Source organism: Novosphingobium sp. (genome assembly GCF_030696665.1).
Classification (GTDB): domain Bacteria; phylum Pseudomonadota; class Alphaproteobacteria; order Sphingomonadales; family Sphingomonadaceae; genus Novosphingobium.
This window is the reverse complement of the sequence record NZ_JAUYRV010000039.1, coordinates 122,857-148,811: the sequence shown is the minus strand read 5'-3', so window position 1 is coordinate 148,811 and position 25,955 is coordinate 122,857. Positions and strand designations below refer to the sequence as shown.

Below are 25,955 nucleotides of genomic sequence, written 5' to 3'. Positions count from 1 at the left end.
TATCTTGCTGATTATCGGGGGAGCAGATGTCGTTCGGAAGTCGTGTCGCCTGGCGTGAAGGGCAGTTTCTTCGGCCACAACACTTCCAGCAAGCTGATCGTGCGCTGCTGTCGCAGTTGCGTGCCCGGACAGATTCGCTGCGTCCGCATCCCTGGGGGCTGACAGAGGTTGAAGTGGACGAGGATCTTGCCGCCATCGGCAAGTTCACGTTGTTGCGCGCCAAGGGTGTGATGCCCGATGGCACGCCGTTCTCGATCCCCGATGACATGGCCCCGCCGCCCCCGCTGGATGTGCCGCTCGATACGCGCGATGCCGTGGTTTACCTCACGCTGCCTGCCGCGCAGATCGGCGCGCAGGAGTTCGATGAAGTGGACAGCGCCGGGCCGGACATCCGCTTTCTTGTGGAAGAGAGCGAGATCGCCGATTGCTTTTCACAGGATCGCAGCCAGGAACCGATCGAAGTGGCACGGCCCAATCTGCGGTTGGGCGTAACGCGCGATCAAACCTATGGCCGCATCCTGTGCGGGCTTGGCCAGATCCGTGAAATGCAGGGCAAGAAGGTCATGTTCGATGACCGCTATATCCCGCCCCTCCTCGATATTCGCGCATCGCGACCGCTGCGGCACGGGCTGGTCGACATTCTTGGGCGGTGTGAACAGCGCTCTGATGAACTGGCTTTGCGTGCGGTTGAGGCGACCGATGGCGGGGCAGAGACCTTCGCCAGCTTCCTGCTGCTGCAGGCGCTGAACCGCTGGATTCCGGTGCTGCGCCATCTGGAATCGCTGCCGATGGTGCATCCTGAGCGGATGTATCAGGAATTGGCCAGTCTTGCCGGAGAGATCGCCACGCTGGTAAAGCCAGAGCGCAAGGCCCCGCCGCTTCCTGCCTACGATCACGAGAACTTGCGCGGCACGTTCGAGCCGCTGTTCGATCTGCTGCAGTCGATGTTGTCGGCAGTGTTTGATCGCTCTGCCGTGCAACTGTCGCTTGAACCGATGGGGCCTGGCGCGTGGACATCCACGATCACCGATCGCAACCTCTATCAACACGGCTATTTCTATCTGGCCGTTCGCGCGGCGGCTTCGGCGGACGAAGTGCGGCAGATGTTTCCGGCGGTGGCCAAGATCGGCGCGGTCGAAAAGATGCGGCAGATCGTCGATTCCGCGCTGCCGGGCGTGCCACTGCGGCACACCCCGACGCCGCCTTCGCAGCTTCGCGTGTTGCCGGGATTCGTCTATTTTGAGCTGGACCGGGGTGTGGGCGACTGGCGCGATTTTGCCACTGCCACCGCGCTTGGCCTGCACGTTGCCGGCGATTGGCCGCAACTGCGGATGGAACTGTGGTGTGTGAAGAGGGCGGCGCGATGAGCGCGGCGCAGGCTTGGTTCAGGGGGCGTTCGGCATGAGCGGAGACGGTTCTTCCGACAACGGCAATCGCACGGTCTTCCGGCCTTCCCCGCTTGCCGGGATGCGCGGCGGCACGCCAGCGCAACCCGCTGTTCCTGCGCAACCGCCAGCAGGCGCAGGCGCATGGGGCGCGCCGCCGCCGATGGCGCACCCGCCAGTGCCGCCACCGACACCACCTTCGGGGTACGGTGCGCAGGGCTTTGGCGCGCCGCCCACAGGATTTGGCGAACCGCCACCGTCGTTTGCCGCGCCGCAGCCGATGATGGGGGGCGGACGCCGCCTGAACGATGACGATATTCCCGTCCCGTCGCGCCCGCGCGATACGCGCAGTCCGCTGGTGATCGAAGCAGGTACGGTGCTGGCGCTGGCTGCCTCGGTGCGGTCTGGCCGTGCGCGCATTTCGCTGCCCGATTTCCACCGCGAGGCGATGGAAGCTGTCGCCGCTTATGATCGGGCGATTGCGCCGCTTTACCCTGAAGAGACGCGCATGCGCGCGCGGTATGGCATCTGCGCAACGATTGACGATATCGCCCAGAACCTCCCCGGCGCGGCTGGCGATGGCGCGGAATGGGCGCGGCGCAGCCTTGTCGTCAGCTTTTTCCGTGAAAACATTGGCGGGGACCGCTTCTGGCAACTGGTTGATGACATGCTCGCCCGGCCTGGCCAGAACGCTGAAGTGATCGAGCTTTACGCCGATTGCCTTGCCGCCGGGTTCGAAGGACGCTTCCGCGTGATGCCCGATGGGCGCGCGCGGTTGCAGCAGATCCTGACCAGCCTCTACGGCGCGCTGGAACATCCGCGCTCGCTATCGCAGACCGAGATCGCGCCGATGTGGCGCGGGGCGGATGCACCGCTGCGCAAGATCAGCCCGTGGAGCAAAATAGCGCTCGCTGCCGCTGCTGCGCTGGCGCTGCTGCTGGCGATCTACATTGTGCTGCGGTTGCTGCTGATGACGGCCGGATCGGATTCGTTGAGCGCAACGAAGGCTTTGATGCCACAGGAAAACCTGCGCCTTTCGCGTGTGGGAGCCGCACCGCCACCTGCGGCCGAAAGCGACCAGCTGGTCCGGATTCGCGGCTTCCTTGAACCCGAAGTGCGGCAGAACCTTGTGGTGGTGGAGGAAGACGGCAGCACGGTGCGGGTGCGCACGACGGTGGGCCAGCTGTTCCAGTCCGGCTCCGATCAGCTTGAGCCGGGCCGCGCCGATCTGTTCGAACGCATCGGCCGTGCGGTAGAAGCTGAGCCGGGTCAGGTTACCGTCGAGGGTCATTCGGACAGCGACCAGATCAGCGGCCTCGCGTTCCCTGACAACACCGCGCTTTCGCAGGCGCGGGCACAGGCGGTGGCGGGCATTCTGGGCACCGTCCTGTCCAATCCGGGCCGCATTTCGGTGGAGGGATACGGCGACAGCCGCCCCATTGCCGACAATGGTTCCGCCGAAGGCAAGGCGCTCAACCGCCGTGTCGAAGTCATCATTCCGCGTCAGCGCTAAGCAAACGAGGCGAGACCCGTGAAGAAGTTTTTCGGCAACTGGTGGGTTCTGAGCGGCCTTGCTGTGCTGTTCCTGGTGCTGGTGCTTTGCGTCGGCCTGCCCATATTCGTGCGCATGCTGTCCCCGTGGTGGGTGCGAGTGCTGCTGTTTCTGGCTGTCGTCGTGCCGTGGGGTGTGCTCGGCTGGCTGCGGATGCGCAAAGGCCGCAAGGCAGCGGCGGCGATTGCGGCGGAACTGGCCGGGCCTGTGCCGGGTGATGCCGAAGGGCAGGCCGTTTCGGCGCGCATGGCAGAGGCGCTGGCCTCGCTGAAGTCCGGTTCGGGCAAGCGCCGCGATTACCTCTATAATCGCCCGTGGTACGTGATCATCGGACCGCCGGGTGCGGGCAAGACCACCGCCCTGCTCAATTCGGGCCTGCGCTTCCCGCTGTCCGACCAGTCGTTCAAGGGCGTAGGTGGCACGCGCAACCTTGATTTCTGGTTCGCGGATGAAGCCGTAATGGTCGATACCGCAGGCCGCTATACCACGCAGGATTCCGATAGCGCTGCCGATGCGAAGGGCTGGACCAGCTTCCTTGGTTTGATGAAAAGGCACCGCCCGCTTTCGCCCGTCAACGGCGTTATCGTGGCGATTGGCGTCGACGAACTGTTGCAGGCAGACCGCGCGGGGCTGGATCGCCACGCCGCGTTGGTGCGCCGCCGGTTGACCGAAGTGCGCGCCACGCTGGAAGTTTCGGTTCCGGTCTATCTGCTGCTGACCAAGGCTGATCTGATCGCAGGTTTCAGCGAATATTACGACGATCTCGATGTCGAAGGCCGCCGCGCTGTGCTGGGTGCAACGCTGCCGGTGGAGCTGAAAAAGCCGACCAGCGATGATGTGGTGGGCGCGTTCGATGCCGTGGTCGCGGCGCAGCAGGCCCGGCAGGCCAAGCGTCTCTACGAGGAAGTGGACCAGACGCGGCGCAGCCTGATCCTCGGCTTCCCGTCGCAATTGGGCGCGCTGCGCAGCCGCATGGCGCGCTTTATCGATGGCGCGTTCCTTTCGGGGGATCAGCCTGCGGGCACCTTGCGCGGCTTCTATTTTACTAGTGGCGTCCAGCAAGGCGCACCGCTGGACCGCATTCTGGCGGGCGTGGCCGAAAGCTATCAAAGCGCAACGCCGTCGGCAGGCGGATCGGGCCGCACCTACTTCCTCAACCGCGTGCTGACCGAAGTCGTGTTCGGCGAGGCAGGGCTGGTCGAAGCCGATCCTGCCGCCCGCCGCCGCCAGCAGGCACGCACTACTGCGGGTGTTATCGGTGTGGCTGCGGCTGCGGCGGTGGTCGTGGCGTTGTGGGGCGTCAGCTTTTGGCAGAACCGGTCGTTTCAGTCGGCGTTGGGCCAATCCACCGCGCAGGCTGCCACGTTGATGCAGCAGACCGGCGTCGATCTGGTCGAAGTGCGCGACACCGACCCGGATTTGGAGCAGGCGCTTACATCACTGCGCGCGCTGCGTGCGCTGCCGCAAGGCTATGCCGAACAGGCAGCGGGTGAACCGGGGCTGTTCAAGCGCTTCGGCCTGTACCAATCGAGCCATGCCGATACAGCGGTTGAATCGTACCGCTCTGGTCTTCGGCGCATTCTGCTGCCGCGCCTGCTTTTGCGCATTGAACAGTACATGGCGGCCAATGCAGCTGATCCGATGGCGGTTTATCAGCCGCTCAAGGTCTATCTGATGCTCGGCGGGCAGGGACCACTCGATCCCGGCACGGTCAAATCTTGGGTCGAGGGCGACTGGCTGAACGAGCAGTTTCCCGGGGCTGACCGCGCACCGGTGCGCAAGGAACTGGGCGAGCATCTGGCCGCGCTGCTGGAAGATCAGGGCATGTCGTCCGAATGGGCAGGGCGCAAGGCTCCGCTCGATGGCACGGCCATCGCGTCGGCCCGCGCTGCGTTGCAGACGCTTAGCCTTGCTGACCGCGCCTATGCCGTGCTGCGCCAGAAAGCGCTTGCCGGGTCGGAGCAGCCTTGGCGAGCCAGCGCCGCAATCTCTGCGGGCGATGCACAGGCCTTCGCCAATGGGGCTGAAGTCATGCTTCTGGAAGTGCCATATTTCTATACCCGCGAGGGTTATGAAAAGGCTTATCTTCCGGGGCTGGTGACAGTTGCCGGAGACCTGCAGAAAGACCTGTGGGTGCTGGGCGAAGGTGCGGAAACCGCAGGCGTGCAGGCGCAGGTCGAACAGATCCGGCCCGGCGTTGCCGCGCTCTATGCGCGTGAATACATCGATTCGTGGGAGCGGGTGGCGACATTGCCAACGCCGGGCAACCTGTTCGGCGATCCCGCGGTGCTGGGAGCGTTTGCCAAATCGCCTTCGCCGCTGAAAGTCCTGCTGATCGAATTGCGCAAGAACACTACCTTCGCCGGTGGAGCAAAGGCGCTGGGCGACATGGCCACCGCCAAGGTGCAGTCATCGCGCTTTGGCAAGCTGGCGCAGGCAGCAGCGGGATCGGCTGCGGGGGCACAAGTCGATGCGGCCACCGCGATCACTTCGCACTTCAAACCGGTTCACGATTACGTTGGCGATGGCAAGGCGCCCGCGCCGATTGATGACTTTGTGGGCGCTATCAAGAAGGCGGGGGATGCGGTGGCATCGGCCAAAGTGGTGGGCGGTGGCATGGGCGCAGAAGCGGTCCAGAGCCAGCTTGCGCTTGCACTTGGCTCAGTGGCTACGAGCGCAGGCGGCGCTCCGCCCCAACTTCAGAACTTCGTCGCAGCGGCCACCAGCGGCGGATCTTCGGCCACCACGGCCGCTGCGCAGGGGGCGCTCAGCGATGCCTATGCGCAGTCGGTCTTTCCCGATTGCCAGCTAGCGACGCAGGATCGCTACCCTTTTGTCGGGACCGCCGTGGCCGACGCTTCGCTGGCTGATGTGCAGCGGATCTTCGGCCTCGGCGGTACGATGGACAGCTTCATTCAAATGCGCGTCGTCCCCCTGCTGGATATGAGCGGACCGGTGTGGCGCTGGAACGCGCAGAACCCGCAGACTGCCACGCTGAACCCTTCAACGCCCGAAGAGTTCGTCAAGGCGCGGCAACTGCGCGATATTCTGGCAGGCGGGCTGAATGTGAAGATCGAAGCCAAGGCTTTTGGGGCGGGCGTCGATGCGGTTGAATTGGTTGTCGGCAACACCCGCTACAATTTCGAGCGTGCCTCGCTCGGTGCGCAAAAGCCGCTGGCATGGTCTCCGCAGGGCAACCTGCCGATTGCTTCGGTCGCGATGATGTCAGCCGGAGCCAAGGTGGGCGGGATCGAAACCGAAGGTCCGTGGGCGCTGTTTCGGCTGATGGACGCCGCGCGCAAGGAAAATGCTGGCCCGTTGGCAGTCTTAGCCACGTTCGGATCAGGTGCGCAGACTGCGGTATTCAAGATCAGCCTGCCCAATGATCGCAACCCGTTCGGGCGCGGCGGATTGTGGAGCTTCCGATGCCCGACGGTGCTCTAACTCACTGGCTTTTCGGAAAATTGCCTGCACATGGCGATTTTGTATCGCGCGGGATTGATCCGGCTGTGCGTGATGAGCTGGATCGCTGGCTTACTGCGGAAATGGAGCGCGCGCATACGGCGTGGGCCGAAGATTTCGCTCAGCGCTATGAAACGGCTCCCGTGTGGCACTTCGTCGATAGAAATGGTGCCGGGGGATGGAGTGGCGGCATACTCTGCGCTTCAACCGACCGGGTGGGACGCCGGTTTCCGCTGATGTTCGCGTCGGCAGTGCCTGATTGCGCGGGTGCGGTCACGGCGTCGGCGGGCTGCCTTGGCCTTGTCGGTCAGGCATTTGCCGAAGGGTGGGATGCGGACAGATTGGTCGAAGCACCGCTTGTGCCAGACAGTCTGCCGTGGCAACCGGAAGGCCCATCGTGGGCGCTGGTTGGTGAGGATGGACCAGTGATTGAATATGCGGGTAGAACCCCGGCAGGAGTGATCGAGCGGATGTTGGAGATGGCCGCATGACCAGTACGTTCCGCATCGAAGACAATGCGCTCACGCATGTCGGGAATGTGCGCAAGCAGAATGAGGATGGCCATTTCGCCGACCTTGGCAACGGCGTGTGGATGGTGGCCGACGGTATGGGCGGCCACACGAACGGCAAGCTCGCGTCAGAGGCGCTTGTGGCTGCTGTAGGGGCAGTTCGGGTGCCGGAAACGCTTGATGCTGCGTGCGACGTTGTGGCCAACGCAATCCATTCTGCAAACACAGCGATTTTCGGCCACGCGCAGGAAGCCGGGGTCCAGATGGGATCGACGGTAGTGGCGCTGGTGGTGCGTGGTGAGGAATTTGCGGTGCTGTGGGCAGGTGACAGCCGTGCCTACCTGTTGCGCGATGGACAGTTGATCCAGTTGACGCGGGATCACACGCAAGTGCAGGAAATGGTGGATCGCGGCCTGCTCGATCAGGCTGATGTTGAAGATCATCCGATGAAGCATGTGCTATCGCGCGCGGTGGGTGTGCAGGATACGCTGGAGATTGATGCGATCCGCGATTACGCGCAGACGCGCGACCTGTTTCTGCTGTGCAGCGATGGCCTCTATGGCGTTGTGGAGGAGGCCGAGATTGCAAGGATGCTGGGCGAACATGGGATTGCCGCTGGTGATGCGCTGATCGCGGCGAGCCTCGCCGGAGGAGCGCCGGACAATGTTACCGTTGCGCTGGTCAGCGTGAACGAACCCACTCTGCTGGTAGTGAACGGAGCGTCATCGTGAGCGACAAGAACGGTCAAGGTAGCGGCGACGAACCGCGCACCGTCTTCAATCCGGTGCCGGGTGAGCCAACGCCACCGCCAGCAGAAGGCGCTGCTGCCGGTGGCGTTGGCAACGCTGGGGACAGCCCTTGGGGCAATCCACCTCAGGAGCAGCCGTCCGCCGCGCCCCAGCCTCCGGAACCTGCGCCGCCAGCGCAAGAACCTGCCCCGCTGGCAGAAACGGAATTTCCGGGGATGACATCATTCCCTGCTGCCACGGCGGGTGAACCGCGCGAGGTGCGCGAAGGCGATGTGCTGAACCACCTCTATCAGGTCCGCCGTTTCATTGCGCGCGGCGGCATGGGGCAGGTGTTCGAAGGCGTGAACATCAACAACGAGGACGAGCGCGTTGCGATCAAGGTGATCCTGCCGCACCTCGCGCGCGATCCCAACGTGCTTGCCATGTTCCGCAAGGAAGCGCGCACGCTGACCCGGCTCAGCCATTCGGCGCTGGTACAGTACCGTACGCTGGCGATGGAACCGCAGCTTGGCGTGTTTTATATCGTCACGGAATATATCGATGGGCGCAACCTGTCGGACGTGCTGTCGACAATTGAGGCAACCCCGGCGCAGCTGGTCTCGCTCATCCGCACGCTGGCCGAAGGTCTGGCAGTCGCGCACTCGCTTGGCGCCATCCACCGCGATATATCGCCCGACAACATCATGCTTGAAGGCGGGCGGCTTGAACGTGCCAAGGTGATCGATTTCGGTATTGCCAAGGATCTTGACGGCGGCAGCCAGACCATCGTTGGCGATGGTTTTGCCGGGAAGCTCAACTATGTTGCGCCCGAACAATTGGGGGATTTCGGTCGACAGGTCGGTTCGTGGACCGACGTCTACAGTCTTGGCCTGACGATCCTTGCGCTGATCAACAAGCGCGACGTCAACATGGGCGGTTCGCTGGTTGATGCGGTGGACAAGCGCCGCGCAGGCCCTGATCTCTCGCCGGTCCCGGCCGAAGTGCGCCCGGTTTTGGAAGGCATGCTCAAGCCCAATCCGGCTGATCGTTTGCGCACGATGGAAGACGTGATTGCGGCGCTAAGTGATCGGGCCACTGCTGCAGCTGCGCCTGCGTCCAAGCCACCCAAGGTCGCCAAAGCGCCCAAGGCCGCGCCAAAGCCCAAGCCGCCCGTGGTTGCAGGAAGCGACGAGGCCAAGCAGCGCAAGATGCTGATTGGCGCAGGCGCGGCCGCTGCGGTCGTGCTGCTGGGTGGTCTGGGCTATGCGTTGTCTTCGGGCGGCGATGATGCCCCGACGGACGCGGCGACATCGGCGGCCCCGGCGGTGCCCACCGGCGATCCGCTGAAGACCGCACAGGCCGTGCTTGATGGTGGACTGGCTTCGGTGTCCTGCTCGTGGCTCGACGTCAGCGATTTGCAGGTGCAGGGGACCGATGTGGCCCTTGCGGTCAAGGGCGTGGCCGGACGACCGGTCGATGCACAGAACGAGATCGGCAAGTTGCTCTCGGCCAAAGGCCTGCGCGCGGCGTCGATCGATTTTAGCGATGTTTCGCAGATCAGTCCCAACGATTGCGGCCCGATCGAGGCGTTCCGGCAGATTCGCGGAACGGGGGCATCGCACATCTCCGTCCCGCAGGTAAAATGGGAACTGGCCCCACTTCCGGCGGATGATCAAGATGCCGGAAAGCTGGGCGCTCCGGTCGTTCTGAACATCGACCTTAACGGCGTGGCGGGTGATATCGCGATCATTGGGCTGGAAGATAGTGGCCAGATGACATTTGAACCACGCTTGGATCGAAGTGCACTGGAGGCGGTTAAAGTCTCGTCCGACACGTATCGCTATCCTCTGACTACGACGCATCCGGGGTGGACGGGGGTATTTTTGTTGTATGGCAACGGGCCGTTTGACCAAAGCTTGCTCAACGGTTCCACCGGTTCGCGGAGTGGCGATTGGGCGCAGCGTTTCCTTGCGGAGGCTCGGTCGAAGGGCTGGCAGGCCGATACTGTCTGGTACAAGACTGTCAACGAACGGCCGGACTGACCGCGCTCAGCGTTTGCTGGCGATTTCCTCGTAGGCGCGGCGGAATTCCTTGGCGAACATTTCCATGAACGCTTCGTCCGAACCCTGCGCCACGCCGCTGAATTCGCGTTCGTAGGCGGCCCATAGCGCTGCGTCCTTGGCGCCCGGCAATATCCGCGTGAGGAACCCGCCCTGTTCGGCGCGAGCCCGGATCGCACGCGGGCTGAACCGGTCCAGCGTGGCCCGCAAGGCACCTTGCATGGCCTTCAAGGTGGCCATCTGGTGCGCCTGAAGATCCTTGAACGCGTCTTCAACCGCACGTTCGCTGTCCATGAACCCGCGCTGCGGCGCGTTCAGCAGCTGTTCGAGCGCCTGTTCAGGTGTGCGCGCGAATTTGAGCGGGTTGTTACCGTCAAATTCCAGGCTCGTCCCTTGCGCGCCCAGTTGGCTTTTGGCCCTTGCGCGCGCTTCGAGCATCACCACCATGCCAGCCACAAGGCGGCGCAGCAGATTGCCGGCCATGCCAAGCGTCTGCGCCTCGCCTGCCAGCATTCGCTCAGGGTTGATGCCGGCCGACTGGGTGAGTGCGGCAAGCCCCCCGCCTTGCGTGGGCGCGATGGGGGCGGGCGTCGGCGCGGCAACAGCATGCTGTGCGACCGGTGCGGCTGTTGGGGGTGTCGATGTCGGTGCTGGTGGCGGGGGCGGCGAGAACACCGGAGGCGGCGGTGCGCCTGCACCAAAGCCGCCACGCGCCCAGTCAACCACGTTGGACTGCGCGAATTTGCCCCACATGTCGTCGGCAGCAGGTGGCGGCGGTGGCGTGGCCGCGCTCGACCATTCCGACGCGGGTTTAAGCGGTGCGGGGGTGGGCACGCCCCAGCCCGGCGCTGGCGAGGGTGTCGCGTCGGAGGGCGGTGTTGGCGCGCCCCAGCTTGAAGAAGCGGGAGGTGTTGGCGAATTGGCCGCCAAACCCCATCTTGCAGACGGGGTTTCTGCCACTGGCGGCGTGGAACTGCTCCAGCCGGGCGCCGGCCCGGACCCCTGAGACGCCGCTGGTGCAGCAGTATCAGCGGATGGTGGAGGCGCGCCCCAGCCGCCCGACGATGTGGTATCTGACGCACCAGTTGCAGCTGTAGGCGGCGCGGCCCAGCTTTGTGACATCGGACCCGTGCCGGAAATCGCCGAACCTGCCGGGCGCGCGTCCCAGCTCGATTGTTGCGCGGGCGGTGCGGATGAATCGCCGCTGCCGGTCCAGCCCTTCCAATTGGCGGGGGCCGGATTGCTGTTGCGCTCTGCTGCTTGCGCCGCTGCTGCATCGTCGAGCGCCGCGACGACCTCGAACGGACCTATGCGGTAGACGTCGCCCTGAGAAATCGGGTGCGGCCCAGCCAGCCTTGCCTGCTGTCCATCCACGAACGTGCCATTGGTGCTATGGTCTATCAGTTCATATCCAGTGCCTGAGAAGCGCACTTCGCAATGGCGCGACGAGATATGCAGCGAAGGATCGGGCAGGCACCAGTCAGAGGTTGCGGCGCGACCAATCAACGCACCACGGCGGTCGAGCACCAGCGAAAGTGGTGAACCGTTGTCAAGCCGGTCGGCATTGCGGATGGATAGAGTTAATGGCACGCGGCTGAATTAGCTTCTCGGTGTTGAAATGTCATCATGCACCGCACTGGCGAACAAATGATGTCGGATCGACCCAGTGCGTTAAGATCACGCGCCTGCCAGCACGGCTTCTCCAAGCCGCAGGCTGGTAGCAATCGCCTCAGTGGGCGTCTTGCCGGTAAACGCTGCTGTCAGCACCGCCGCTGCGGCCAGTTTGGCGCAAACATCGGGCGGCGGCTGGATCGCGGGCAGGTCTTCTTCAGAGATCGACCCGCCGGACAGGAAGATCGCCTTGCACAGCAACGCTTGCGGGCTTTCGTCGTCCAGCGTGTCGCCCAGTTCGGCGGCCGCTCGGCGAAGCTTGTCTGAAGGGTTGTCGATCCAGCGCAACGCGGCAACGATGGCGGGGTCCGCACGGTTGAGACCCATCTCTATCAGCGCGCGCACCGCCCAGACCACGCATTCGTAACGCGGCATGGCATGTGCAAGAAAATTCACTGCATAAGCTGCCTTACCCGTTTCGCGCAGTTGCGTGAACCAGACAGATGGAGCGATGCCGCGTGCATCATCGGGCACGTCGCGCGGATTTACACTTGCGGCAAGCTGCGCAGCGTCGGTCCAGGTGGATAGCTTCCAGTCGCCCATCACATCGGCCTCAGTTGATCTTCACCAATGAACCCTTCGCCGTCAGCAATCCAGATGCCTCGACGTTGGTCATGACGGAGGACAACTTGGCCGTGGCCATACCTTCCATCTTCAGGGTGGTGGTCGAAATCTTGATCGATGTTGGGTCAAGCGTAATCGTGCTGCCGCCGCAAGACAGTGTGATCTTGCTATTGGCTGTGATCTCGATGGAATCGCCAGCGGAAATCTTGATTTTCTTGGTTACGTCGAGCGTGTCGTTGGACTTGATCTCAACCTTGCGGTCTTTGTGGACGGTGACGGTTTCGGTGCCCTTGACTTCTTCCTTGCGCTCGCCCTCGATCAGGATTTCCTCGTTCTTGCCCACCCGCTCCTTGCGGTTCTTGCCGACGCTGATTTCCACATCTCGGCCCACCTTGTGCGTTTCATTGTGGCGCACGCGCGTGTTCATGTCGCGCTCGGCATGGAGGAAAACTTCTTCCTTGCCGGTTGCATCTTCGAACCGCAGTTCGTTTGCGCCCGGTGCCCCGGTGTCCAGTGCTTCGGCTTCGGACAAGGGATCACCGGTGGTGCGTTTGTACGTTTTGGTGCGCCACAGGGCCTTGGTCTTGTGTTCGGGCAGCGCATAGACCGGCATGTGGCTGGCATTGAACACGCGGCCGACCACGATTGGCCGATCAGGATTGCCGTTGATGAAATCGACCAGCACCTCGTGCCCGATGCGCGGGATGATGTTGTTGCCAAGTCCGCCGGTTTGCGAAACGCGTATCCAGCAGCTTGACTTGTCGTCCAGCTTGCCTTCGCGGTCCCAGTGGAACTGAACCTTGATCCGGCCAAATTCGTCTACGTGAATTTCCTCACCCTTCGGACCGGTTACCACTGCCGTTTCAGGCCCGCGTGCAGAGGGGCGCGGCGTGGTCATCGGGGCACGGAAATTCACGTCATGCGGGATCGTGGTGAACTCGACAAACGTCTGGCCCGAGTTGCCTCCAGACCGGTACTGTTCGGGGGCCAGCGTCGTTCGGCAGCGCACGATCAGGTATTTGCGGTTGAAGCGGTCAATCGTATGGCCTTTCAACTGCAGGTGGTATCCGGTTTCGATACCGGCAAAGGTACTGGTCCCTTCATAGCGCAGGCGCTGAGCACGGCGGCTTTCAAGGACGATGGTACTGAGCGTTTGGCCGGCCGGCTCCTGGTAGTATCGGCCGGGCCAGTTGTAGACCTCGATCTCGTCGAGCGGGTGCGCACCCTTGTCGGTTGCCTCGGCCTGTCGGGGGCGTGATGGCTGCTTGAAATCGTAATCGCGCATGGTGACGCGTGCTTCGCCACCGGTCGATGCGCGTTCGTGCCATGTCTGGACGAACAGACCCGTCGCGCCGCCACGGCTTGTCGAATCGGCCATCGCAGCCGAATCGGACAGCGGATTGTATGTCATCGCTCCGGCAGGCATCGGCACGTGGCAGCCGGGCTTGTCACACACAACCATCGTATGTGCCGAGGCGCTATGCTGGTAGTAGTAGTAAAGGCCTTCTTCTTCCATCAACCGCGAGACGAAATCAAAATCACTCTCGCCGTACTGGACGCAGTACGCCAATTGCCGCGTCCCGCCCGAGGCCTTGATTTCGAAAGCCAAGCCACATTCGCCGAGGACCGACTTGATGATCTCGATGACCGGTTTGGTCTGAAAAATTCGATAGTTACTGCCCTGATCGTGCAATTGCGCCGCAGGAGCCAGAATAAGGCGATAGACGAACCCTGCGCCATTGATCTCCTCGACATATTCCGCATCGACGACGATGCCGTGAAAATGGCGCAGCAATTGCCCGTCAAGCTTGCTTTCAATCGCGGCCGGTTTGCCAAGATTGGGTAGCAGCTCGATCTCATCAAGCGACAAGACCTCGAGCGTTATCGCGAAGTTCTGGCTCAGCGCCTCGAAAGCATCGAGGCGCACAAGTTTGAGTTGTTCGGCGCCGTTTCCAAGCCGGAGGGCAAGGGCGGTCTGCCGCATCGGGCTGTCAGCCAAGTCAGTTCCCCTTGCAGGACGTCTCGGCATTCATGCCGAACCGATGCAACCCGTGTGCTTGTTGTTTGCCATTTCGTCTGTGACAGACGTCACCGCTACCAGAATGGCGTGATGTTATGAAGCTCCTATTCCGCAAGATGCGGTAGCAACATCGCGCATGTGGCTGAATGCAACCTTTGACCGACCGATTGTCCCGAAGCGGCACTGATAGGTCGGAATTGGATGCGAGACACTTGCAGATGGCAGGAATCGTTTGCGACGCCAGTTGATGACCTGTAAGAATAGCGGAAAATATTAACCACAGGCGTCGCGAAAACAATGCCCGGACAATTCCGGGGTGGGCATTTGGCCCGCAGGAAAGAGGTGCGCTATGGTATTCAAGATGATCGCTTCGGGAATCCTTATCACGATCCCCACCATCGCCACTGCACAGGCAGGCCCTGTCGCGGTGAAGTCTGAACAGCAGATCGTTTGCGAACTGACCGGAGATTGCGAAGAAAACGCGCAAGAACTGGCAACGCGTGATCGCGGTCCGGACCGTGCGCTTCGCTTCGACATTCCGCAGGGTGCCAAGAAAAAGGTGGTTCCGCCTGCTCCTGGCTATTCTGCGCCCAAGGCGCGTGTTGCAGCCGTTGCAGCGCCGAAGCCGCGAATCGCTGCGTCGTCGGCTCAGGCTCAGCCCGGTCGATCGACCCTGTCGATCAACTTCGCGTCCGGCTCTGCTGCGATTGCTGCGGGTAGCCGTGGACAGGCCCAGATCCTGGCTAACGCGTTGAAAGCGCCGTCCGCAGCGGGCAAGCGCTTTATCGTTGGCGGCCACACGGATTCGGTCGGCGGCCGTGAATACAACCTTGAACTGTCCAAGCGTCGCGCCGAGGCTCTCGTCCAGTTTCTGGTCGAAAGCGGCGTTGAACGTGCACGCCTTCAGCCTGAAGGCTATGGCTTTGAAAAGCCTGTTGCCGGACTCAGCGCCAAGGCTGCCGCAAACCGCCGTGTCGAGATCGTAAAGATCGATTGATCACAGCGGGTTGCCGGGGGGGCAGGCCGAATGACTCTTGATATCGCGGCCCTGATCGCGCCTCTTTCTGAAGAGGCGCCATCGGGTCCGGACCTTTCGTACGACGGTGTCCGTATGGAGATCGAAGGTGTGTTCGAAAGGCCGGTCAGCGAAGACGGCGGCGAATCGGACATCGATTGGCGCAAGGTCATCGATCAGATCGTTACGCAGGGCGCGCAAACCCGCGATATCTGGCTCCCGGTATACCTGATGCGCGCTGCCACTTTCGCGCGCCGATTCGATCTTCTGGTCGAGGCGGCGGAGTGGCTGGCTGCGATGCTGGAAGAGCGTTGGGCCGACCTCCACCCCCAACTTGATGAGTACGGGTTCATCGGTCGCAAGGCACCTTGCGAATCACTAACCCGGATCAGCGATTTTCTTGGTCCGCTCGGGCGTGTTCCCCTGATTGAGCACGCACGTTTCGGCCGGTTTTCCTGCGACGATATCGAGCGATTTGCCGATCAAGGCACATCTGCCGAAGGCTATGGTCCGTTTCGTGCGACGATTGAGGCAACCGACTCGGACGAGATCACAGCGTGTGTTGAACGCTTCGATGCCTTGCGCACTGCTTTTCGCCGCATTGATGGCGTTCTGACCACGAACGCTGATGGCGATACGGCGACCAATTTCAAGCCAACATATGAAAAGCTTGATCGTTTCCGCAATGCCCTCTCGGCGGTCCTGCCGGGGCAGGCAAAGATCGTTGACGAAAGCGGCGGCGAAAATTCATCGGACACTGGCGATCTTGACGGTGGTAATGCAACGGCATTCGTGGCCACCCCTGCCGGAGCCGCGTTTTCAGGCAGCATCCGCAATCGCGATGATGTGCTGCGCGCGCTTGATGCCATTTGTGCCTATTTCCACGCAATGGAGCCGGGCAGCCCCGTGCCGTTGCTTCTGAAACGCGCGCGCGAATGGACAGGCCTTGATTTCATGACCGTACTGGAAGACCTTGCGCCCGGCGGTCTCGAAGAGGCTTCACGCGTTCTCCAGTCGCGGCGGGCGGTGCCCGTATCGGCAGAAACATCAAGCGCCGAAGCCTCATGGGGGGAATCCCAGGCGTCTTCGGAATGGTGATTTGCGGCACCGACTTGGTGCGGCAAGAGGGTGCAGGATTACGGTAGGCAATGTGTCGGGGGGCTACCCTGTCGGCAATGGAGGCGAACATGGCGAAGAGCGGTCAGCGGTTTATCAAGGAAAACAGGGCGCCTCGTGTTCACATCGAATATGAGGTCGAGACTTTCGGCTCCAAGCAAAAGGTTGAACTGCCTTTCGTCATGGGCGTCATGTCGGACCTTTCGGGCAAGAGTCTCGTCGAAAAGAAGTCGCTGAATGATCGCGACTTCCTTGAATTCGACATGGACAACTTCGACCAGCGCATGGCGGCAATTGCGCCGCGCGCCGCTTTCAACGTTGAAAACACGCTCACCGGCGAAGGTAAGCTGGGCGTCGATCTCACGTTCAAGACAATGGACGATTTCTCGCCTGGCGCAGTGGCAAAGGCGGTCCCGGCTCTGGCGCAACTGCTGGAAGCGCGCGAGCAGCTGAACGACCTCATGCTGTACATGGACGGCAAAGATGGCGCGCAGGATCTGCTCGACCAGCTGCTGAAAGACCCTACGCTGATGAAAGCGATGTCAGCGGCAGGCAAAGGCCCGGCAGACGCGAGCGAAGCCTGATCGCCGTGCCGCAAGCGGCAGCGATCGGTTGATGGATTTTCCGACCACGGCATTGTCGTGGCAGGCACACAGGATGGCTTGAGATGGCGACGGAACAGGTACAGGGCGGCGCAGCGGCAACGGAAACCGAGTTCGCTCCGGATGATTTTGCGGCACTGCTGCGCAAGGAATTCAAGCCGAGCGACGATGCCCGGGCGAACCGCATTGAACAAGCGGTTTCCACTCTGGCCCAGCAGGCGCTGGCAGATACAGCCATCATCGGCGATGATGTGTTCAGCACGATGGATGCGCTGCGCGCTGCGCTTGATCGCAAGCTGACCGAACAGGTCAACCTGATCATCCACAACCCCGAATACCAAGCTCTCGAAAGCGCCTGGCGCGGCCTGAGCTATCAGGTAATGAACACGTCAACGGGCAAGGATCTCAAAATCCGCGTGCTCAACGTCGGCAAGGACGAATGCCGCAAGATGTTCCGGCAGTATCGCGATGCTGCGTGGGATCAAAGCCCGCTGTTCAAGAAGGTCTACGAAGCAGAATTCGGCCAGCTTGGCGGCCAGCCCTACGGTGCTTTCGTTTGCGACTATGCGTTCGATCATTCGGGGCCTGATCTCGAAGTCATGAAGGGCCTCGCCAAGATCGGCGCAGCAGCCCACGCGCCGTTCATTGCCGGCGCTGCTCCCGGGCTGATGGGCATGCAAAGCTGGACCGAGCTGTCCAACCCCCGCGATCTTGCCAAGCAATTCGAAGCAACGGACTATGCCGCGTGGCGCACCTTCCGCGATAGCCCGGACAGCCGTTACCTGTGCCTTGCCATGCCCCGCTTCCTCGGACGCCCGGTCTATGGTGCAAAGTCCGAACCGGTTGAGGAATTTGCGTTCGAAGAAGATACCGGCGGCGATCACGACAAGTATTCGTGGGTCAATGCGGCGTATGCAATGGGTACGCGCATTACCGAGGCGTTCAGCACGTGGGGCTGGTGCAGCCGGATTCGCGGCGTGGAAAGCGGCGGCACGATCGAGGGCCTGCCGGTGGCAACCTTCCCGACCGACGATGGCGGCGTCGATATGACCTGCCCGACCGAAATCGCCATTTCCGACCGTCGTGAGGCTGAACTTTCCAAGGCTGGGCTGATGGCGCTGGTCCACCGCAAGGGCACCGATCAGGCAACCTTCATCGGTGCGCAGACGCTGAACAATCCGGCGGTTTACGATGATCCGGCAGCAACAGCATCGGCCAATCTTTCGGCGCGTCTGCCTTATATCTTCTCCAGCTGCCGTTTTGCCCACTATCTGAAGTGCATGGTGCGCGACTGGATCGGCGGCACCCGCAATGACCGGCAGATCGAGCAGGACCTGCAGCGCTGGATTTCCAACTACATAGATGGGCAGCCTGACAGTTCGACCGAGGAAACGAAGGCGCGGCTCCCACTGAAAGATGCGCGCATCGAAGTCGTCCCGGATGAATCAAATCCCGGATATTACAAAGGCAAGTTCCTGTTCATTCCACACTACCAGCTTGAGGGTATGGACGTGTCGCTGAGCATGGTATCAAAACTTCCGAATTCAGGCGGCTAGTGCATTTGATCACATGAAGCGCCGGGCTTCGGGTATATCTGGTCAAGGGCGAGAAGAAGAACAACGCCCAGTCCAAAACAGGGGAACATCCTGTTGGGCCAGACAGTCTCATAGGCTGAACGTCGTTCGGGATCGCAACCAGTTGATCGAGTTTATAGGAGACGGAACGTGGCAGCAGACATCTTTCTCAAGCTGACGAACATCAAGGGCGAATCGAAGGACTCCAAGCACAAGGAAGAGATCGATATCGATAACTTCTCGTGGGGTCTGCAGAATGGCGGCGACTGGGCAACCGGTGGCGGCGGCGGTGCGGGCAAGGTATCGTTCAACGACCTGACCATCCAGAAGCGCTGCGATCTTTCCACGCCTTCGCTGATGCAGGCCTGCGCCAAGGGCGATCACATCGGCGACGGTGTGCTGACTGTTCGCAAGGCAGGCGGCACCCAGGAAGAATTCTACAAGATCACCCTGAAGAACATTCTGGTGTCGAGCATCATGAACACTGGCGCAGATGGCGGCAATCCGATGGAATCGGTTTCGCTGAACTTTGCCGAAATCAAGTTCGACTACAAGGAGCAGACCGAGAAGGGCGGCCTTGGCGGCGTTGCCAAGTTCGGCTGGGATCTCAAGGCCAACAAGGCAGTATGATCCATCGCCCGGCCTTGTGCCGGGCACACTTGATACGGACTGGGGGCGGTCATCATGGCAAATCCGGACGCACTTCTGCGTGAAGGCGATCTCGATGGCGCGCGCGCCGCGCTCGTCGACATTGTTCGGACGAAGCCAGGTGATGACAAGGCCCGCATGTTCTTGTTTCAGTTGCTGTGCGTTACCGGCGAGTGGGAAAAGGCCCGCAAGCAGTTGCAGGCGCTTGCCCAGGTAGCCGATAACGCACAGATGCTGGCAGCGACCTACAATCAGGCCATCGATGCGGAACTGCTGCGTGCCGAAGTGTTCACGGGCAAGGCTGATATGCCGGTTCTCGTCGGCATGGGTGGATGGATTGAAGGTGTTGCGCAGGCAATTTCGCTTGCTGCGAAAAGCCATTTTGCCGAAGCCGATGCCGTGCGCGATACCGCTTTCGGTCAAGCGCCCGACACGCCAGGTACGCTCGAAACGGCCAGCGCTGCGGCCCAATCGTTTGATTGGCTTGCCGATGCCGACATGCGTTTTGGCCCTTCCTTTGAAGCTATCGTCGCCGGACGCTACGGTCTCGTTCCCTTCGATGCGGTGGTTTCGATCACGTCGGATGGGCCGCAGGACTTGCGCGATACCGTCTGGTATCCGGTGCAACTGGCGCTCAAATCCGGGCAGTCGATCGCCGCGTTCTTGCCTGCGCGTTATCCGGGCAGCGAAGCCAGCGGATCTGCTGCGATCCGCCTTGGTCGGCAGACTGACTGGGTAGAACAAGGTGCTGGCGACGCCACGCTGGAAGCAGGCCTTGGCCAGCGGCTGTTAAGCCTTTCTGGTGGCGGCGATGCTGCGCTGCTTGATCTGCGCAAGCTAACCTTCGATTGATGGCGCGCAGTCCTTCTCAACCGGTCCTCAATCCCACGCTTTTTGATAAGCTCGTGGCGGGAAACGACATCGGGGGCATGCGTGGCGGGGAAATAGAGCAGGCAGAGGAACGCCGGGAATCGCTGCGTTTCCTCTCGGTGCCCGCAATTGAACGCTTCAACGAATCTGCACTCAGAGCCACGGTTCGGCGCGAACTCGCATGGTTGCTCAACACGACCAATCTCGAATCGAGCGTGGATCTTGATAACTACCCGCAAGTGCGCACGAGCGTGCTGAACTATGGCGTATCGGATCTTGCCGGAAAATCGCTGAACAGCCGCGCTGTGTTGCGCCGCGCGCGTGAAATTCGTGATGCGGTTCAGGCGTTCGAACCGCGCATCGATCCCGCATCGCTTCACGTCGAACTGTCCGACAAGGTCGAGCGCGAAAACTCGCTGACGTTCGTCATAGAGGCCGATGTGCGCTCGGCCGTGCGGGCCATTCCGATCAAGCTGCGCACCGATGTGGAGGCCGATTCCTCTGCGGTAACGGTGCGGGAATAGCGCGATGGACCCCCGCCTGCTCCGCTTCTACAACGAAGAACTGACCTATTTGCGTGAATCAGCGCGCGAATTCGGCGAAGAGCACGAAACTGTCGCCTCGCGCCTCGGTCTCAAGACGCCGAATGATCCAGACCCTTATGTAGAGCGCCTGCTTGAAGGTGTTGCTTATCTGTCGGCGCGCGTCCAACTCAAGATTTCGGACCAGTATCCAGAGTTTACGCAGCATCTGCTGGCGGCCGTCCAGCCGCACTACCTCGCGCCGGTTCCGTCAATCTGTGTGGCTGGGTTTGAACCAAAGGAGGGCGATCCTTTGCTGGCCGAAGGGTACGCGGTTCCGCGCCAGACTGAACTTATGGCGATGACCGACGAGCAAGGTGCCAGCCCGGTAACCTTCCGCACCGGGCATCAGGTTACGCTTTATCCGCTGCGGATCAGTGAAGTCGAATATCTCGGCTCGCGGACCGCAGTCGCCAGTTTTGCAGCCAGCGCCGGAACGCACGCCGAAGCGGGTTTGCGCCTGCGCTTCGAAGGCGTAGGTGCGATTCCGCTGGAAAAGCTCGGCATCACCGACCTGCCGGTCTATCTTGATGGCTCGGAAACAATCCCCGGTGAACTCTACCGCCAGATCATTGGCGAATGCGTGGCCGTGCTGGCCAAGCCAGCCAAGTCGGCATCCGCCACGCCAGTCAAGCTGCCGTTGCCCGAACAGGCCGGATTTGAAAAGGACGAGGCACTGCTTCCCGCAGAGGAACGCTCGTTCCGAGGCTACCGCCTGCTGACGGAATACTTTGCCTGCCCTGAACGCTTTCTCTTCACGGTGCTCAAAGGCCTCGACAAGGCTTTCGCGGCTGCAGGCGGCGGTGCGGTGGACGTGGTCCTGCTGTTCAACCGCAATGCCCCGGCGCTGGCGGGTGTGTTGTCGCCCTCAAATTTCCGCCTCTTCGCCACGCCTGCGATCAATTTGTTCGAAAAGCAGTTGGGCCGCGTGCAGGTTGATCCGGCAGGCCACGAATTTCAGCTCATGCCAGACCGCACGCGGCCGATTGATTTCGAAGTCTGGCGGATTCTCGATGTGTCGGCACACATGCGCGAGGCGACTGAAGCGCGGCCCGTTGCGCCGCTCTATGCATTGGGCGCTCTGCTGTACGATTGGCGCGATGCACTGTTCTTCGTCCCCCGCCTGAAGCTTCGCCGGTTGTCGACGCGTGAACAGCGCCGGTTGCGCCGCGATGATTATACCGGCACGGAAACCTGGATTTCGCTGACATCGGCGGGCAACCCTGAACGCTTGGGCGATATCAAGGAGCTTGCGGTAAGGGCGCTGGTCACCAACCGTGAACTTCCATCGAAGCTGACCTTCAGGGGCAGCGAACATTTTGTGCCACCGGGTGGCCCGGTCCGTGCGGTCAGCGTGCTGCGCAGCCCAAGCCGTCCGCGCGCGCCGCTGGGGCTTGATGATGCGGCTTGGCGGATCATCGCCCACCTGACGCCCAATTACGCCACGCTTGTCCCCGAAGATGGCAGCGATCCGGCGATGCTGCGCGATCATTTGGCGCTGTACGGCCCGCGCGATAATGCTGCGCTGCGGCGGCAGATCGACGGGATCGTGTCGGTCAATTCCCGTCCGGTCGTGCGGCGCGTACCGGGGCGTGGGGCGATGGCCGTAGCGCGCGGCAGTCGCATCACGCTCACGCTTGATGACGCCTCATTCGAAAATTCACGCCTGTTTCTTTTCTCATCGGTGGTGGAGCGGTTCTTGGCCGATTTCACCTCCGTCAACAGCTTCACCGAAACAATCGTCCGCACCCCGGGCGAAGGAACGATAATGTCATGGCCCCCCCGGATCGGACGCAAACACACGATCTGATCGACTGGTCGGCGGAGATCGCCGAACTGCAGCGTAGCGGGCTGTTTGCCGTGCTGCGTCGGGCAGAGGCGAGGGCGGCAGACAAGCCGCGCATCGGTGCGGCGCGGCGTCCGGATCAATCCATCGTCGATCTTGCGCAGGAGCCATCGCTCGGCTTTGCCCCGCGCACGCTGGCGCAACTGGAATTCCGCCACGGTCGCCCGCGCCTGTATGGCGAATGGCTGGGATTGCTGGGACCAATGGGTCCGATGCCCATACACCTTACCGAATTCGCGGTTTATGAGCGGCGTTACGCCAAGCAGCAGCCGTTTCTCGATTGGCTGAACACCATTTCCGGGCGGATGCTGCAACTTTTCTACCGCGCTTGGGCAGAATCGCAGCCCGCAGCGCAGGCAGATCGTCCGGCGGATGACCGCTTTGCGGAATGGCTCGGCGCGCTGTCCGGTGCGTGCGAAGGGGCAGACGCTGAACCGGGAAGGGGCAACTCGTTCCACGCGCGCGCGCGGCTTCACTACGCAGCGGTCTTTGCCGGGCCGCGCAGCGCCGTGGCGATTGAGGACGCACTCAGTCATTTGCTCCGCCAGCCCGCACAAGTCGTTGAATTTGTGCCGCGCTGGCGGGATCTTGAACGTGAGGATTGCACGCGGCTTGGTCGCAGTTACGCCACGCTGGGGCAGGATACGGTGCTGGGTGGGCGCATCTACAGCGCGTCCGATGCGTTTCGCGTGATCGTGCGCGCGCAAAACCACGCTGATTACCTCTCGCTCATGCCCGGCGGCACCCGCTTTGCCGTGGCCGCCGAAGCCATTGAGGCATTCAAGCCCACGCATCTTGAATGGGATCTCTGCGTCGAACTGGCCGACGAACACGCGCCGCCCGCGCGGCTTGATGGCAAGACCCGGCTTGGCTGGTCGGGCTGGGTGAAACCGCGTGGCTCGGCCATCGCCGCCATCGCGCGACGCCGCCGCAAACTCGGATCGGCCACCGGCTCCGAAGTGGCGGCTGTTCAAACGTTTTCCACCGGCCCGATCCGGGCTGACGCACATCTTCGCAAGACAAGCTTGAGAAAAAGGAAGCCCTCAATATGACCGGGATTACCTTCGAAGCCCTGTTCGGGCGTTTGAATTCGACCGCGCGCAAGGCCGTAGCGGAAACGGCCATCACTTTCTGCAAGCTCCGCGGGAATCCAGAGTTGCAACTGGTTCACTGGATGCACGTTCTGCTGCAAAACCCGCAAAACGACATTGCTGCGATCCGCGCAGCCTTTGGCCTGTCGGAAGAAGTGCTGCAGCGCGACATAGTGGCTGCACTGGATGCCCTGCCGCGCGGGGCCAGCTCAATCTCGGCGATTTCGCCGCAGATCGGCGAAGCGATCCAGGAAGGCTGGGTCTGCGCTTCACTGCGATTTGGAGCCGGTCGGGTGCGTACGGGACACCTGCTGCTTGGCATGTTGGCGGACGACAAGCTGAAGAACGTGCTGTTCGCGATCAGTTCGGAATTCCGCAAGGTTCATGCTGAGCGACTGGGCGACCAGTTCGAGCAAATTTGTGCAGCCAGTAGCGAATCGACCCAAACGGAAGGTGCTGTGGCAGCAGGCGGCGCTGGCGGTGAGGCCGGTCCCGGCCCGGTCGCCGATGGCGAGGCGCTGATCAAGTTTTCGGTCGACCTGACCCAGCAGGCCCGCGACGGCAAGATCGACCGCATCGTTGGGCGTGACAGCGAGATCCGCCAGTGCGTCGACATCCTCCTGCGCCGCCGCCAGAACAACCCGATCCTTGTGGGCGAGGCGGGCGTGGGCAAGACCGCCGTCGTCGAAGGCTTCGCCAAGCGCATTGTCGATGGCGACGTGCCGCCCTCGCTTCAGGGCGTTACACTCCGTAGCCTCGACATAGGCTTGATGCAGGCCGGCGCGAGCATGAAAGGCGAATTCGAAAAGCGCCTGCGCCAGGTTATCGACGAGGTTGAGGCCAGCCCTACCCCCATCGTGCTGTTCATCGACGAAGCGCACACCCTGATCGGTGCAGGCGGACAGGCCGGAACCGGCGATGCCGCCAATCTGCTCAAGCCTGCACTGGCGCGCGGGAACCTGCGGACCATTGCGGCGACTACCTATGCCGAATACCGCCAGTACTTCGAGAAAGATCCGGCGCTGACCCGGCGGTTTCAGACGGTGGACGTGGCCGAGCCTGAGACGGACAAGGCTGTGGCGATGATCCGCTCGGTCGCGCCGATGATGGAAAAGCACCACAACGTCGTCGTGCTGGACGAAGCGGTTGAGGCGGCGGTCAAGCTTTCGCAGCGCTATGTTCCGGCGCGGCAGTTGCCGGACAAGGCGGTCAGCCTGCTCGATACCGCTTGCGCGCGTGTGGCGGTTTCACAGCATTCCACGCCTGCACAAGTCGAGGACCGCAAGCGGCGGCTGGAACTGCTTGAAGTGGAACGCGAAATCGCGCTGCGGGAAGCGGGCGGCCAGTACACCAGCGGCGAACGTCTGCCCAAGCTGGAGGAGGCGATTGCCGAAGCCACCACCGCGCTTGAGGGGGTCAACGCCAAGTGGGAGCGCGAGAAGGATGCTCTGACCGGGGTGGTTGCCGCGCGCGATGCGTTGACTGAAGCGCGCAAGGCGGCGGGCGACGCGCCGGTTGAGGGCGAGGACGCGCTCAAGGACGCGCTCAAAACGGCGCTGGCCACGATGGCCGAGGCACACGGCGATAATCCGATGGTGTTCGGTGTGGTCGATCAGGACGCGATTGCGGCAGTTGTCGGGGACTGGACCGGCATCCCGATGGGACGCATGGTCAAGAACGAAATCGAAAGCGTGCTGACCATTTCTGACCAGCTAAAGAAGCGGGTCATCGGGCAGGACCATGCGATGGATTCCATCGCCAAGCGCATCCAGACCAGCCGCGCCAAGCTCGACAATCCCAACAAGCCGGTGGGCGTATTCATGCTGTGCGGGCCTTCGGGCGTGGGCAAGACCGAGACGGCGATGGTGCTTTCGGAACTGCTGTTCAGTGGCGACGACAGCCTGATCGTTATCAACATGAGCGAGTTTCAGGAAGCGCACACCGTCTCGACGCTCAAGGGTGCGCCCGCAGGCTATGTTGGTTACGGGCAGGGCGGTGTTCTTACCGAGGCGGTTCGCCGTCGTCCCTATTCGGTGGTGTTGCTCGACGAGGTTGAGAAAGCCCACCCCGATGTCCACGAGATGTTTTTCCAGGTGTTCGACAAGGGCTTCATGAACGATGCCGAAGGCCGCTACATCGATTTCAAGAACACGCTGATCCTGCTGACCAGCAACGTCGGCACCGACCTCATCACCACGATGAGCGAGGACGAGGAGATGAAGCCCGAGCCGGAAGCGCTGGCAACCGCGCTGCGCCCCGAACTGCTCAAGGTCTTCCCGCCCGCGCTGCTGGGCCGCCTGATCGTGCTGCCCTATTACCCGCTCAGCCCGACGATGCTGCAAGGCATCGTGCGCATCCAGCTGAACCGCATCGTCAAACGCATCGCCGACAGCCACGGCATCGCGTTCAACTATAGCCAGGAGGTGGTCGAGTTGATCGTCTCGCGCTGTAACGAAGTGGCCAGCGGTGGCCGCCTGATCGACGCGATCCTGACCAACACGATGCTGCCTGACCTGTCGATTGAACTGCTCAACCGGCAGATGAACGGGGAAGAGGTGAAGGCGATTGATGTGACGGTTGAGGGCGACGGGTTCGGGTATCGGTTTGGGTGAACTCGCGGCTCTGGCGAAAATCCATCTGGAAGAAGTAGTGCGGATCAAG

19 protein-coding genes are annotated in these 25,955 nt (G+C 62.0%); 16 read left to right on the top strand and 3 right to left on the bottom strand.

The window, feature by feature from the left end:
• Positions 1 to 26: 26 nt before the first annotated feature.
• The 6 genes from tssK to Q8R81_RS10740 are packed head-to-tail and all read left to right on the top strand — an operon-like array spanning position 27 to position 9,678.
• A complete protein-coding gene (gene tssK / locus Q8R81_RS10765; protein ID WP_305617655.1) occupies positions 27 to 1,367 on the top strand; it encodes a type VI secretion system baseplate subunit TssK in 1,341 nt (446 codons plus the stop codon).
• Between the two features lie 34 nt (positions 1,368 to 1,401).
• Positions 1,402 to 2,898: a type IVB secretion system protein IcmH/DotU gene (gene icmH / locus Q8R81_RS10760; RefSeq protein WP_305617653.1), complete on the top strand. Its 1,497-nt coding sequence runs from the start codon at positions 1,402 to 1,404 to the stop codon at positions 2,896 to 2,898.
• 18 nt (positions 2,899 to 2,916) lie between these two features.
• Complete coding sequence (gene tssM / locus Q8R81_RS10755) at positions 2,917 to 6,381, top strand: type VI secretion system membrane subunit TssM (protein WP_305617651.1); 3,465 nt, start codon at positions 2,917 to 2,919, stop codon at positions 6,379 to 6,381.
• On the top strand, positions 6,363 to 6,890 hold the full coding sequence (gene tagF / locus Q8R81_RS10750; RefSeq protein ID WP_305617649.1) for a type VI secretion system-associated protein TagF: 528 nt from the start codon (positions 6,363 to 6,365) through the stop codon (positions 6,888 to 6,890). Before tssM ends, tagF begins: the two co-directional genes overlap by 19 nt.
• A 47-nt stretch (positions 6,891 to 6,937) precedes the next feature.
• Complete coding sequence (locus tag Q8R81_RS10745) at positions 6,938 to 7,639, top strand: PP2C family serine/threonine-protein phosphatase (RefSeq protein WP_371135355.1); 702 nt, start codon at positions 6,938 to 6,940, stop codon at positions 7,637 to 7,639.
• Positions 7,636 to 9,678 (top strand): serine/threonine-protein kinase, encoded by a 2,043-nt coding sequence (locus Q8R81_RS10740; protein ID WP_305617645.1) that lies wholly within the window; start codon positions 7,636 to 7,638, stop codon positions 9,676 to 9,678. The genes Q8R81_RS10745 and Q8R81_RS10740 overlap by 4 nt, the downstream gene beginning before the upstream one ends.
• A gap of 6 nt (positions 9,679 to 9,684) precedes the next feature.
• On the opposite strand, the gene tagH is transcribed toward Q8R81_RS10740, so the two are convergent.
• From tagH to Q8R81_RS10725, 3 genes are all read right to left on the bottom strand, one after another.
• Positions 9,685 to 11,286 (bottom strand): type VI secretion system-associated FHA domain protein TagH, encoded by a 1,602-nt coding sequence (gene tagH / locus Q8R81_RS10735; protein ID WP_305617643.1) that lies wholly within the window; start codon positions 11,284 to 11,286, stop codon positions 9,685 to 9,687.
• Between the two features lie 87 nt (positions 11,287 to 11,373).
• Positions 11,374 to 11,910 carry a hypothetical protein gene (locus Q8R81_RS10730; RefSeq protein ID WP_305617640.1) on the bottom strand — a complete coding sequence of 179 codons (537 nt, stop codon included), beginning with the start codon at positions 11,908 to 11,910 and terminating at the stop codon, positions 11,374 to 11,376.
• A gap of 10 nt (positions 11,911 to 11,920) precedes the next feature.
• Positions 11,921 to 13,930 carry a type VI secretion system Vgr family protein gene (locus Q8R81_RS10725; protein WP_305617638.1) on the bottom strand — a complete coding sequence of 670 codons (2,010 nt, stop codon included), beginning with the start codon at positions 13,928 to 13,930 and terminating at the stop codon, positions 11,921 to 11,923.
• A 370-nt stretch (positions 13,931 to 14,300) separates the two neighbouring features.
• Between Q8R81_RS10725 and Q8R81_RS10720 the strand changes: the two genes are divergently transcribed.
• The 10 genes from Q8R81_RS10720 (at position 14,301) to tssH (ending at position 25,906) form a co-directional block, all read left to right on the top strand.
• Positions 14,301 to 14,948, top strand: a complete 648-nt coding sequence (locus Q8R81_RS10720; RefSeq protein WP_305617636.1) for an OmpA family protein — start codon at positions 14,301 to 14,303, stop codon at positions 14,946 to 14,948.
• 30 nt (positions 14,949 to 14,978) lie between these two features.
• The gene (locus Q8R81_RS10715) at positions 14,979 to 16,064 is read left to right on the top strand and encodes an ImpA family type VI secretion system protein (protein WP_305617635.1); all 1,086 of its coding nucleotides are present in this window, start codon (positions 14,979 to 14,981) and stop codon (positions 16,062 to 16,064) included.
• An 89-nt stretch (positions 16,065 to 16,153) separates the two neighbouring features.
• The gene (gene tssB, locus Q8R81_RS10710; RefSeq protein WP_305617633.1) at positions 16,154 to 16,666 is read left to right on the top strand and encodes a type VI secretion system contractile sheath small subunit; all 513 of its coding nucleotides are present in this window, start codon (positions 16,154 to 16,156) and stop codon (positions 16,664 to 16,666) included.
• 83 nt (positions 16,667 to 16,749) lie between these two features.
• Complete coding sequence (gene tssC / locus Q8R81_RS10705) at positions 16,750 to 18,240, top strand: type VI secretion system contractile sheath large subunit (protein WP_305617631.1); 1,491 nt, start codon at positions 16,750 to 16,752, stop codon at positions 18,238 to 18,240.
• A gap of 168 nt (positions 18,241 to 18,408) precedes the next feature.
• Positions 18,409 to 18,888 (top strand): type VI secretion system tube protein Hcp, encoded by a 480-nt coding sequence (locus tag Q8R81_RS10700; RefSeq protein WP_305617630.1) that lies wholly within the window; start codon positions 18,409 to 18,411, stop codon positions 18,886 to 18,888.
• Between the two features lie 54 nt (positions 18,889 to 18,942).
• Positions 18,943 to 19,758: a type VI secretion system accessory protein TagJ gene (locus tag Q8R81_RS10695; RefSeq protein WP_305617628.1), complete on the top strand. Its 816-nt coding sequence runs from the start codon at positions 18,943 to 18,945 to the stop codon at positions 19,756 to 19,758.
• A 77-nt stretch (positions 19,759 to 19,835) separates the two neighbouring features.
• A complete protein-coding gene (gene tssE, locus Q8R81_RS10690; protein ID WP_305617626.1) occupies positions 19,836 to 20,300 on the top strand; it encodes a type VI secretion system baseplate subunit TssE in 465 nt (154 codons plus the stop codon).
• A 4-nt stretch (positions 20,301 to 20,304) separates the two neighbouring features.
• Positions 20,305 to 22,167 (top strand): type VI secretion system baseplate subunit TssF, encoded by a 1,863-nt coding sequence (gene tssF, locus Q8R81_RS10685; protein WP_305617625.1) that lies wholly within the window; start codon positions 20,305 to 20,307, stop codon positions 22,165 to 22,167.
• Complete coding sequence (gene tssG, locus Q8R81_RS10680) at positions 22,131 to 23,255, top strand: type VI secretion system baseplate subunit TssG (RefSeq protein ID WP_305617623.1); 1,125 nt, start codon at positions 22,131 to 22,133, stop codon at positions 23,253 to 23,255. The genes tssF and tssG overlap by 37 nt, the downstream gene beginning before the upstream one ends.
• Positions 23,252 to 25,906: a type VI secretion system ATPase TssH gene (gene tssH / locus Q8R81_RS10675; protein WP_305617622.1), complete on the top strand. Its 2,655-nt coding sequence runs from the start codon at positions 23,252 to 23,254 to the stop codon at positions 25,904 to 25,906. Before tssG ends, tssH begins: the two co-directional genes overlap by 4 nt.
• The last annotated feature ends 49 nt before the right edge of the window (positions 25,907 to 25,955 follow it).